General features: G+C 58.3%; 7 protein-coding genes. 5 read left to right on the forward strand and 2 right to left on the reverse strand.

The features are described 5' to 3' along the window. Window positions 1–61: 61 nt before the first annotated feature. Window positions 62–2,671 (reverse strand): TonB-dependent receptor, encoded by a 2,610-nt coding sequence (locus P5689_RS00335; protein ID WP_285531630.1) that lies wholly within the window; start codon window positions 2,669–2,671, stop codon window positions 62–64. 306 nt (window positions 2,672–2,977) lie between these two features. Then, entirely contained in the window at window positions 2,978–5,401 is a 2,424-nt protein-coding gene (locus tag P5689_RS00340; RefSeq protein WP_285531631.1) for a TonB-dependent receptor domain-containing protein, read from the reverse strand. A 428-nt stretch (window positions 5,402–5,829) separates the two neighbouring features. On the opposite strand from P5689_RS00340, the gene P5689_RS00345 reads away from it, so the two are divergent. The 5 genes from P5689_RS00345 (at window position 5,830) to P5689_RS00365 (ending at window position 12,662) form a co-directional block, all read left to right on the forward strand. Further along, window positions 5,830–7,266: a carbohydrate porin gene (locus tag P5689_RS00345; RefSeq protein WP_285531632.1), complete on the forward strand. Its 1,437-nt coding sequence runs from the start codon at window positions 5,830–5,832 to the stop codon at window positions 7,264–7,266. Window positions 7,267–7,274: 8 nt separating this feature from the next. Beyond that, on the forward strand, window positions 7,275–8,429 hold the full coding sequence (locus P5689_RS00350) for a hypothetical protein (protein ID WP_285531633.1): 1,155 nt from the start codon (window positions 7,275–7,277) through the stop codon (window positions 8,427–8,429). Beyond that, entirely contained in the window at window positions 8,426–9,670 is a 1,245-nt protein-coding gene (locus P5689_RS00355) for a Dyp-type peroxidase (protein WP_285531634.1), read from the forward strand. The genes P5689_RS00350 and P5689_RS00355 overlap by 4 nt, the downstream gene beginning before the upstream one ends. Window positions 9,671–9,917: 247 nt before the next feature. Next, window positions 9,918–10,328: a DUF2946 family protein gene (locus P5689_RS00360; RefSeq protein WP_285531635.1), complete on the forward strand. Its 411-nt coding sequence runs from the start codon at window positions 9,918–9,920 to the stop codon at window positions 10,326–10,328. A gap of 87 nt (window positions 10,329–10,415) precedes the next feature. Then, window positions 10,416–12,662: a TonB-dependent receptor domain-containing protein gene (locus P5689_RS00365; RefSeq protein WP_285531636.1), complete on the forward strand. Its 2,247-nt coding sequence runs from the start codon at window positions 10,416–10,418 to the stop codon at window positions 12,660–12,662. Window positions 12,663–12,667: the final 5 nt, after the last annotated feature.

A 12,667-nucleotide genomic window follows, 5' to 3' on the forward strand; every position in this document is an offset into this window, starting at 1 on the left:
AAGCCGGGCGTTTCTGCCCGGCTTTTTTATGCATCTGTCGATGAACCAAGCCGCATGCAGGTCAGAAATCTGCGTTGATGCGCCCGAAATAGTAGCCACCATTGATCGGCACCTGTGCCGAGGCGCTGTCGTAGACGAGTACGCCGTAAGAGGCGAGTTGGGCAGGCACCTTGCGGGGGCGTATGTTGAAGATGTTGTTGGCCCCGACAGCGACATGCCAGTGCTGATTGAAGCGGTAGCCGATCTCGAGATCGGTCAACCAGCGCGGCGTGTTCTTGAACTGGGCAAAGCACACATTCGAACCGCGCAATGCCTTGCCATTGATCGGACAAATGGCGCTGGCCGGTGTCCAGTCCTGATAGGTAAGCATCCCGACCGTCTGACCATAGCGCGACTGCCGCAAATTCACGTCCCAGTTGCCTAGCGTGTAATAGGCGTTCAGCACGATCTTGCTGCGCGGGGACTCGCTGGTGAGATAAGCCGCGGTCTGGGCATTGAGCAGAGGCGTGCCGGTGGCCGAAAGACCGTTATGGGTCAGGGTGGTCCGGTTGATGTTGAGGCCCATCGACAGCAGCAGATTGCCGTAGCGATGCATCCTCAGGCGATAATCAGCCTTGATATCGATACCCTGGGTGCGTGTGCTCGCCCCGTTCGAGAAGTAATAGGCCGAAAACCCCGTCGGGTTTGTCAGGGTCGCGCCACCGGGCAGGGTGTAGCCCAGCTGTTCGATGGCGGCGATGGCCTGTGCCCCGACAACGGTGCCACCCTGCACGATACGATCACGCAGGTTGATCTGATAGACATCCGCCTCGACATGGAAATTATCGAGAGGCTCAAGCACGATACCACCACTGGCATTGGTCGATCTCTCTGGCTTGAGAGCGCTGGCACCCAGCGTCCTTGCAGCGTCAGACGAGACCGGAAGCAGGCCGGACGCCGAGGTCGGACCCACGCTCAGGGCAGAGTAGTGCTGTTCGGCAAGGGTTGGGGCACGAAATCCGTTGCTGATGGTGGCACGCACGGCGATACGTTTGGTGAAATCATAGCGCGCCGAGATCTTGCCGTTCTCGGTGTTGCCTGCATCGGTATAATGTTCGAAGCGTCCGGCCAGATCGATGTCCAGCTTGGGCAGGGGATGAAAGTCATCATCCAGATAGGCGGCCCAGATATCGCGGCTCCAGCTTCCCGCGTTCTGTGGCGCGGCACCGGCATAGCCCTGTGTGCCGCCTGCCTCGTAGGACGGGGGTTCACCCGCCACGATGTCATACATCTCAAGCCTGTGCTGACCGCCGAAGGCGAGCGTCATGGGCACGGCATTGGCGATGCGGAAGCTGCGCCGGAAGTCGAGATTATTGGTCCACATCGCATTGCGATAGGTTTCGGCCCGCGCGCTGGTTGGCGAGTACCCGCAGCCCTGCGACGAATAATAGGCCTTAGCCTTGTTGGTAGTCTGGCATGATGACCCCAGCATACCGGTATTGGCAGTGTTCTTGGTATTGATGTCGTCCTCATCGGCGCCGTATTCGGTGCTCAAATCCCAGTCGAATCCGAAGAAATGACTGCCTCTGATCCCCAGACTGGCCTGATAATCGTTTTCCTCAATGACCTCGATCGGCGAAAACCCTGTGGGGTAGAGGGTGGGAGCGATATTGGGAACGCGGTAATTCTGGATGGATTCAGCGTGGCGATGCCCATAGGTAATAAGGCCGTAAAAATCGATGTCGGCTGTGATCGGCTTTCCGAAGTCGATACCCAGATTTTCGCGTGTTTCCTCGGGCGTGCTCAGGATCTTGTTCGAGTTTGTCGGCACCTTGATGGCATTGGGAAGAATACCGTAATAGCCGCTCGTATTGGCACCCGCTGGCGCATAGGGCAGCAGGCGGTGATCGATCGTATTCGTGTAGAAATGATCCGTGTGATAGATTTGCCCGCTGAGATGCAGATAGCCGTCGCGGCCGAGTTTGGTCCCGCCATCGGCATTGAGCTGGTAGTTCCACCCGCTGCCGGCATAGGCGTTGGCCCCGGTCTGCGCGGCCATATGCAGGCCATGATCCTGCTTCTTGGTGATGATATTCACGACACCCGCGATGGCGTCCGATCCGTATTGCGCTGCGGCACCGTCCTGTAGCACCTCGATATGATCGATGGCATTGGCCGGGATCATATTGAGATCGACGGGTGTCGAGCCGAACTGGGGACCGGGATTCTGGACGACATTGCCCGTGACGTGCCGTCTTTTGCCATCAACGAGCACCAGAACCTGGTTCGGGTTGAGGCCACGCATACGGATCGAGCCTGTAAGCGCGGCTGTATCGCTCCCGCGTGCCTGGATGTTGATGGCCGGATATACCCGCGTGATGGCGTCTGTCAGGTTCAGCTGCCCTGAACGCGCGAGTTCGGCCCCGCTGATGACGGTGATGGGGCTCGTGCTGTCGCGAGCCTTGCGGTTGACCGCATGGGTCCCGGTCACGATGACGGATTCTTCTCCCGAGACAGGCCGGGCACGGCGTGCAGGCGCTGTGTGGGGTTTGGTATCGGTCTTGTGGGCTGCCTTTACAGCCTTGGCCCGGCTTTGCGTCGGGTGAGTGGCTTGTGAATGAGCCTGCTGGGCTGACGTGACAGCCGTAATGGCTCCCAGAGAGACGGTCAGCAGGGCGAGTCTTTTTTTCATCGAAGTCCTTCCGATCCGTAAAAGCGCTTTTTTTTGTTCCGATATCGAAATGATATGGGCGTGAGAAGTCGAGCAGGCGCGCCTGTATATCCCCGGCTTTGTCAGGTGATGTGATGGGCAAGTGGATAGGGCAGGGAATGAGCCTGGCGGGCATCCTGCCGCATATGTCGCAGCATAGAGCTTCCCGGTTCGACCCATTTCCGTTGATCCATCGAAACGATAAATGTTTTTTTAAAAGAGCGGAAGGGGTGTTTTGATGCGTTTATGCAATAAAATTCATCGGGGATACGTGGCCTGATCGCAGCTCTAGAAGCCCGATGAGAGCGCCACCACGCCAGCAAAGCCGCCGCCCACGAAATAGGTTGGCGCCTTGCCAGCTATCATGGTGCCATACACGCCGCGTGTGGCACGCCTGTTGAGCGAGACGCCATTAACCCCTGAGAGATAACCTGACCGGCCGAGATTGATGAGATTAAGCTGGATCTGGGGCGTGCGGAGGGCATTGAACTGCTTGAACCTGTAACCGAGAGACAGATTGGCAGTCGCGAAAGCCGGTATCTTCTCGTCGTTCATGAAGGTCGAATAGGTGGACCCGACATAGCTGCCGTTAAACAGGCCAAAAATCTGCCCGTCATCATAGGATAGTCCAAGCCCGCCGGAGAAAGTGGGGGTTCGCACAGGTGTCTTGCCTTTGGTGGGCAGGTAGTCATTGCCCGAGCGCAGATTATTATCGACGGTCGCGTGGATATATTGCCCCGACAGATAAGGGCTGAAATGGTGATAGGGCTTCATACCGAGTTCAAACTGCGCGCCGCGCGCGGTTTGGCCACCGGCATTGATCGATTCAGTGGTCATGACACCGTTGAGAACGGTCGTGGTTGTGACTTGCCGGTTGGTGAAGTTGTAATTGAAGAGTGCAACCGAAACATTGACCAGCCCGGTATGTCGATAGCCGATCTCCTCACCAATCGAATATTCCGGCCGGATATCCGAGGCAGCCACTCGTGTCTGCTGTCCTGAGGAGAGGCTGAAGCGATCCTGATAGCTCGAAATGCCTGAGGGTGCCCGGAACCCCGTAGTTCCATTGACATAAAGCTGGTCATGATCGCTCAGGCGCCATGAGGCTGTGATCTGGGGCAGGGGGGAAACATAGCTCGCCCCGCTACGATAGCGCGCCCCGGGCAGAAGATTGGTCACGTTGCGCGTCACCATGATCACGCGAAGGCCAGCAGAGAGCGTCAGTCTGTGATCGAGCAGCGAGAGCCTGTCAGTCAGCGAGAGCGCGTTGACCTGCTGCATCAGTCGAGCGTCGTAGGACGAGAGGGGCGAACCATCGGCGGCAAGAATAGGGTAACGGCCTGTCTGGCTCGGCACGCCACCCTGCGCATCAGGCAGGACGTAACGCGAGAGACTGGAAAAATCGTAATAGGAATACCAGTAGCCAAGGCTCACGCGGTTGGCCCCTGTGTCGATATGCAGGGCTGTATTCATTCCCGGATGGGACTGCCGGTAAGTGTCTGTCGCCACCGCGGGGATGACGGCCCCCAGTGACGGTGAGACCTGAAGCGGCCCGGCAGGCCGATTGCCCTGATAGCTGCCAAGACGGTTCAGACTAGTTCCGTAACTGTCATACCCCGAGACATAGATAAAATAAGGCGTGATATCGAGCGTGACATGGCGATCGGGGTGGAGTGACAGGGGGGCAGAAACAAAGCTCTGGGCCCGGGCATTCTCCTGAAAGCGATAATAGTTGCTGTCTCCTGCCTTGTAGCTGCCGGTGTAGTTGAAATCGGTGCCGTATTGATCCCACTGGGCGAGGGTAGGCGGCCGCAGGTAGAAACCCCTGTCGCGATTGAAGGAAAAAATCAGTGAGGCGCTGTTTCGTGCCCCCCATTCTTTCAGCAGGCGCATATCGGTGTGATAGCGGCGGCCAGCTCCCGCGCCCCGCCACTGATCGGCGCCTCTGTATGAAAACGAGGCAAAACCCTTGATGCCTGTATGGCCGATCCGGCCGCTATCCAGGCGCAGGAATTCACGGTTGAGGTTGAAAGAGCCCCAGGAGCCGCTTGCAAAGCCGCCCGCCTCCTCTGAAGGCTTGCGCATCTTCACAGCGATCTCACCCCCCACCGCGTTGTAAAGCGGCGCGTCTGTGCCAGCCGCCCCCTGGGTGAGCGTGATGGATGAGATGTTTTCGTTATCAGCAGTGGCCGAGGTGTAAGGGACCAGGAATAACGGCGGTGCGGCCGGCACATTTTCGAAAAGATAACCGATCTCGGTCTGATCGAGACCGCGCACCGATAGTCCCTGCTGCTCGTCATTCATGCCAAGAGGGTCATTGCCTGAATAAACCACACCCGGAAGGCTGGCTATCATGGCGACAGGAGACAGCGTCGCCGACTGGCGGGCGATGAAATCGCGCGTCAATCCGCTGCGTGAGTGGGGGGCTGTCTGGTTGGGCATCATGCCGCCCCCCGGTGTCGTTCCCGAGGTTCCGTCGGCGTTACTGCGCTGATGACGCACGGTAACCGTTTCATGGCGCTGACCTGCGGCGCGCGTATGGGGGCCGCTATGGCCCGTTCCCGGTTTCCCGACCGTCTCACGTTCTGCGTTCGGTCTTTCGTCCTGGCCCCGGACCGACTCATCTCTTGTCGCGTCAGCCAAAGCAGGATCGGCCAGCGAAACAATGGACCAGAGCAAGGAAGAGGCGAGGAGGCGGGATCGTTTGGACAAGCGATTGTTCCGGGTAGAGCCCTGCCAACGCAGAGGTCAGCATGGGATATCGTGAGAGGCAGATGCGATCGCTTGGTTAGGAAGTCTGACGTTTTGTGTAAAATGATATATTATAACAAATCATGGATCCGGCGTCGCACGCCCACAGTGAAGCCCGCGCAAAATCTTGCCTCGGCACTTCTGAAGGAGTGACGAAAACTGATCGATCTTTACTTGAATTCATGCCTGATAATTTGAACAGATCCATGAAATCTTTCTCGTTATAAATAGTCAATCTTCACAATTCGGTCATACATCCTTATTAACGATCCATGTCAAAACATTGCTGCTATCCATGTGCGAACGATTCTCACTATCATGAGAAGAAGGGTAGTATGCTGAAATTCAAAGCCGCTCGGGTTCGTCTGCCGAAAACGAGGCGGGGCCAGATGTTGGGGGCAAGTCTTGGCCTCGTATCCGCTTTCGCCCCGACGGCCGCCCGTGCCGTCCCGCCGCCTGTGAACCTTGGTAATGCTGCTGAGGCGGGTGATGAGGCTTCGGCTGGGGTGTTCGGTTTCCTTTCCAACTGGCGGCGAAGTTCCAATCTGCTTGGCAATATGTGGGGTCTGCGCCCTGAACTCGGCAAATACGGTGCTGTTCTCGCCATCCAGGAGACATCGGAAGTTTTCGGAAACCCTACGGGCGGCAGTCATCGTGGGGCGGGTTATAACGGGCTCACAGTGGCAGTGCTGCAGGTCGATACGCAGCGCGCCATGGGCTGGTATGGCGGCACGTTCAATGTGAGCATGGAGCAGATCCATGGCCGCAATTACAGCGCCGATAACCTTATGGCCCTGCAAACGGTTAGCGGGATCGAGGCCGACCGGGCCACGCGTCTGTGGGAGCTCTGGTATGACCAGAAGTTTCTCGACCAGCAGAAGCTCGACATCAAGATAGGCCAGCAGAGCCTCGACCAGGAATATATGGTGAGTGCCAATGCGCTTGTGTTTGCCAACACGATGTTCGGCTGGCCCATGCTCCCTTCGGCCGATCTGCCTGGTGGTGGCCCCGCCTATCCGCTTTCGGCGTTGGGTGTGCGAGGCAAATACTGGCTTGCGACACCACTTTACCTCCTTGGCGGTGTGTATAGCGGCAGCCCGACCCGCAGCCGCGATGGCGACCCTCAGATGACCAATCCTTCCGGCACAAGCTTCCCGCTGAACCGCGGTGTGATGGCAATTGCCGAACTGCAATATGTGTATCCCGCTTTGGGGGCCATGGTGTCACCCGACGAGGTTCAGCCCCTCTCTCACGTCTATCGCATAGGCGGGTGGTATGATTCCGAGCCCTTCGCCGACCAGTACTGGGACAACACCGGGATACCGCTGGCCTCACCGAACAGCAACGGTACGACGCTCACCCATCGCGGGGCATTCAGCTTCTACGCCGTGATGGATCAGATGATCTGGCGTAGCCATACCGATCCCAACAGAACCATCAGCCTTTTCGGACGTGCGATGGGGGCCCCGCAATCGGACCGTGTGCCGATCGATTTCAGCCTGAATTTCGGCCTGACATTCAATGACCCGTTTCCGTACCGTACAGACGATACCTTCGGTATCGGCATGGGCTACACCCATGTAAGCGGTGCGCTGGCCAATTATGACCGGGCGGTGAGGCGCTATTCAGGTGCCTATTCCCCCACCCAGGGCGGGGAAACCTATGTCGAGGTGACCTACCAGTACCAGTTTACCGGCTGGATGCAGTGGCAGCCCGATTTTCAATACATCTTCAATCCTGGTGGCGGCATTCCCAATCCGTCCCATCCGGATCGACGGCTTAAAGACGAACTCGTGTTCGGCTTTCGCACCAATGTTGCGCTTTGAGGAACACCATGTCGCCCCGCCTGTCCTGCACTGCTCTTGCTCTTCTGGCTCTTGCCTCGGCGCCCCACCATGCCCGCGCCGAGCAGAAGGGCTTTCTGGAAACCCTGCACCGCCATACGACGCTGGCTTCGACAAGCCCCGGGAATGGCGACCTCAACCCCTATGCCGTTGTGGTTGTGCCACAGGATATGGGCGTGTTGAAAAAGGACGAGGTGCTCGTCACCAATTTCAACAACATCAGCAATCTGCAGGGAACAGGCACCACGATCGTCGCCTACTCTCCCATCACCGGCAATGCGCGACTATTTGCCAATCTGCCCAGCAATCTCGCTGCCTGCCCCGGCGGTGTGGGCCTTACAACGGCACTGACCATTCTTAAATCGGGCTGGATTATCGTCGGCAGTGCCCCCAGCAAGGATGGCACGACCACCACCAAGGGTGATGGATGTCTGATTGTGCTCAATGCGAATGGCAAGTTCGTCACGACATGGAAAGGACCGCTGATCAACGCACCCTGGGGGGATATTGCCAGTGTCGATCATGGCGACAAGGCGACACTCTTTATTTCCATGACCGGGTTCGATCTGCCTGGCCCGAATGTCGTGGACCCTAAAACCAATTATCCACCGATCCTGCAGAAAGCGACGGTGCTGCGCCTGGAACTCAGTATCCCGGCAGGCGGGCCACCGGTACTCGACAGACAGACCGCTGTGGCCAGCGGATTTTCTGCCCGTGCCGATCGCGACAACTTCCTGTTTGGCCCGACCGGGCTCGCACTGGATGACGATGGCACACTCTACGTCACTGATGGCTACGACAACGAGGTAACGGCCATCGATAATGCCCTGACACGGGAGGAACCGGTGACACGGGTCAATGACGCAGTGGGGCGTGTCATTACCAAGGGCGGATTGCTGAACTGGCCTTTGGCCATGATCTGGGTGCCGGGCCATCATCTGCTGGTTGCCAACGGTCGAAACGGGCAGGTGGTCGAGATCGACCCCGCAGCGAAAAAGCAGATCTACGCCCAGTGGGTGGATGCTGATCAGGCCCAGCAGCCTCCAGGCAATGGTGATCTGTTCGGTCTGGCCATGACCCCCGATGGAAAGAGCTTCTATTACGTTGAGGACGACATGAACACGTTGAATGTAAGCCAGCCATGACCGACGCTAAGTTCTGGCCCGCATTGCGCCGCCGTCGTTTCCTCGCCGGGTCAGTGGCCCTGGGCGGCCTGTCTCCCGCCGTCGCAGGGGCAGAGGCAGCTCATGCAGATCAGGAGCGGGATCGATCGCCTGGTGCGATCGGCCTGTCTCACCAACCCGGCATCGTCACCCCCCAGCAGCCTCATGCCTATTTCATCACGTTCGATGTGACGACAGACAAGCGCGAAGCCCTCGTGAAGATGCTACGCGCTTGGAGTGAGGCCGCCGACAGACTGATGGCAGGCAAGGATATGCCGGGTCTTGTCGATTCAGACGAGACAGATGGCCTCGGTCAACGCGACCTGACGATCACCATCGGCTTTGGCCCAACCCTGTTTATCAAGGAGGGGAAGGATCGTTTCGGTCTGGCCTCGCATCGCCCTACGGCGCTGGCCGATCTGCCGCGCTTTACAGGCGATCAGCTGGTACCAGCCCGCACCGGTGGCGATCTGTGCGTGCAGTGCTGCGCAGATGACCCCCAGACGACGCTCCACGCCTCGCGCATCCTGACCCGTCTGGCCTATGATATTGCCACACCGCGCTGGGCGCAGGCAGGATTCCTGCCCAATTTTGGCAAGGGCAAGACACCGCGCAATCTAATGGGCTTCAAGGACGGGACCATCAATCCCGACACTCAAAACCCGAAGACTGCGGACCGGTATATATGGGCTGCTGCCAGCGATCTCCCCTGGATGCAGGGGGGGAGCTATCTCGTTGCGCGTATCATTCGTATTGCCTTGGAGCACTGGGACCGGACACCTGTCGCATTCCAGGAAGAAACGATGGGACGTCAGAAGCTCAGCGGGGCACCCATTGGCGGACACGACGAATTCGAGCCTTTGACCCTTACGCAGAAGGATCATGACGGCAACCCTGTTACTGTCCAGAACTCCCATGCCCGTCTTGCAGCGCCAGAGGAGAATGGCGGCGCGCAAATTCTTCGTCGGGCCTATTCCTATGACAACGGCTTGAGCTACACCGCCGAGCGCTGGCCGCCGTGGCGTCAGGGTATGGAGATGGATGCCGGCCTGTTGTTTCTGAGCTGGCAGCAGGATCCCCGGACAGGTTTCGTCAGGATTTTCGAGAAAATGTCCAAATTCGATATGATGAACCAGTACACGACCCATATCGGGGGCGGATTATTTGCCTGCCCCGGCATAAAGGTTGGGGAGTTTGTTGGGCAGACCTTGTTCGAGAGTTAATCAAATATAGCGTCTGGTGTTCCGGTGCATTATTTGAGCGTAACGATTGCAAGGAGCTGCTGTCTTTCGATACTCTCTATATTTTGGAGTATTCGAGTCCTGTTTTATAATGCTGGACGTTGGAAGGGCGTCGCTGTATTTCGACCGACAGGCAGCCGCTCCGGGTTACGGGGCGGGCACATACAGGGGCGGGGCCATTTCACCGGCTGGGCGACATTCACGAGGGATCAGAACAGGCGCATCGTTCATGCGCCTGTCTCTCTGCCTTGTCGTCCTCCTCGGGTTCCTTGCCTCGCTTGGCCTGCAGGGTCTGGCCGAGCCGGATGAGACCCCCAGAGCTGAAATAGAGCGACTGATCGGGGTCGATATCGCGTCCGCCATGGTTATGGCCGACCCCATGGGCATGTGTGATTCCGCGTCGATGGCGATGCCCGCATCGCATCACATGCCAAAGGCAGGGCATCATCATCACGATACAGCCTGTGCGCTTTGCCCGCTTCTTCAGTTGGCTGTGTTCATTCTTGGGGTCGCTCTGCTGGCGGCGTTCTCCCGCTCGATCCGGCTCACCCACATCGTTTCTCTGCCGCCTTGCCGCGCGCCGCCCGGATTACGGTGGGTCCTGCCGCCATCCCAGGCACCGCCAGTCGTCCTGATCTGACATCGCGTTCCGTACTCCGGTGCACGTTTCCTTTGGGAGCGAGCCGGGAGGCGGGATTTCGTATCAAGACCGATCAGGATTAATTCCATGACACTGCCCTCTTATGGCAGATCGCACCGTCGCGCCTATCTTGCGTTCGGGTGTACCTCATTGCTTGCCCTTATTGTTGCGACCAACGCCCACGCGGCGACCACGCCTCCAGCCACCACCTCGCTCCGCGGCGGGACCGAAGTCGCTGCGAGCGCACTCGAAACATCGCAACGTCAGACAAGGCCATCCTCCATCAAGCGCAAAGCGCCGGATAGGCCCGCGAACCAGTCAGATGGTGATGACACCCCGGTCGAATATCTCCGTGTGCAGGGGATACGGCGTACCGCCATTCATTCACCCGATACAGCATCACTACTCAAAGGCTCGCTGGGCTACACGCAATACGCTGCGGGCGGGGTCTCATCCTTGCCCGTCCTCAACGGTATGGCCGATGACCGCGTCGCGACCATTGTGGATGGCATGCGCATTGCCTCGGCCTGTCCCAATCACATGAACCCGGCGATGTCCTATATTGACCCCGACAGTGTTTCCTCTGCCGAGGCTATTGCCGGTGTCACCCCGGTCAGCCTCGGGGGCGACAGCACCGGCGGCACGGTAAAAATTGAGCGCAAGGACCCGCTTTTTGCTGCTCCCGGCAAGATCCTTGTGACGGGCCATGTGCGGGGTGATTATCGCAGCAATGGCGGCGGCTCGGGGGCTTCGGGCACGGTCACAGTCGCCAACGATCTTCTCAGCCTGCGTTATACCGGCTCCTATAGCCACGCGAGCAATTACCATACTGGGGGTGATGGCAAGCAGGTTCGCTCCACCAGCTATCTCTCCTTCAATCATGCCGTAACGGCTGGCCTCAAGAAGGATAATCACCTGCTCGCCCTGACTTTCGGTCAGCAGGATATCCCGTATGAAGGTTTTCCCAACCAGTATATGGACATGACCAATAACCGCTCGACATTTGTGAATGGCAAATATCGTGGCGAGTATCGATGGGCGACCCTCGACGTGCGCGGCTTCTGGCAGCGCGTCGATCACGTCATGAACATGATGAATGACAAGGGTGGTCATAGCGCCACCAGGGGTATGCCGATGAACACGGATGCCCGGACGGCGGGCTACGCAATTGATCTCACTGTGCCGCTCAGCACGCATCACAACATCAAGCTTGGCAGCAGCTATGACCATAACGGACTGAATGACTGGTGGCCGCCGCTCGTGGGCAGCATGATGATGGGCCCCGGTACGTTTCATAACATCAATAACGGCCATCGTGACCGCCTGGGCCACTACATCGAGTGGAATGCTCAATGGACACGACGCTTCTCGACCCAGCTTGGGCTGCGCAGCGACCTGATCATGATGAATACGGGCAAGGTGGCACCGTATTCCTGGACCGGCATGATGCAGATGGCCGATATCATGGCGGCGCGTAAGTTCAACGCGGCCTCGCGGGGACGGACAGACACCAATTTCGACGTGACCTCCACAGGTCGCTGGCATATTCGTGACGACCTGATGCTTGAGGGCGGTTACGCGCGCAAGACGCGGTCGCCCAACCTGTACGAGCGCTATGCCTGGGGTATGGGCACCATGGCCACACGCATGATCGGCTGGTTTGGCGATGGCAATGGCTATGTTGGCAACCTCGACCTGCGCCCCGAAATTGCGAACACGGCCAGCATGACGCTGACATGGCACGACCCGAAAGGCGATGGCTGGGAAGTTCGGCTCCAGCCATTCTATACCTACACAGAGGGCTATATTAACGTCGCCCGTCTGGCATTATTCAGCAATGGGCTGTCGAAGCTGCAATTCGTCAATCATAACGCGCAGAGTTACGGCCTCAATGGCTCAGCGCGTTATCGCCTGTGGAATGACGAGCGCTTCGGACAAGGCAGGATCGTGACAAGCTTCAACTGGGTCCGTGGGCAGGATATGGTCACCCATTCCGGCCTGTATCATCAGATGCCTGCCAACGGCACGATTGGCCTCCGCGAGACCTATCAGAACTGGACCGGACGTGTGGATGTCACACTGGTAAAGAAGAAATCGACGGTGGACTGGCTGCGTAACGAACCGCGCACACCGGGTTATGCGCTGTTGGGCCTGGGCGGCAGCTATCGCTGGCGCAAGCTTACGCTGGATGCGAGCATCGAGAATGTGCTGAACCAGAAATACTATCTTCCGCTCGGGGGGCTCTCGCTGGGTGACTATCGTCAGACGAATATCCTGTCTCCCCTCGCCGGACTTGGCCGGTCGTTCAATCTCAGCCTGACAGCCGCGTTCTGACGACG

It is taken from the genome of Asaia sp. HumB, assembly GCF_030263835.1.
Lineage (GTDB): Bacteria > Pseudomonadota > Alphaproteobacteria > Acetobacterales > Acetobacteraceae > Asaia > Asaia bogorensis.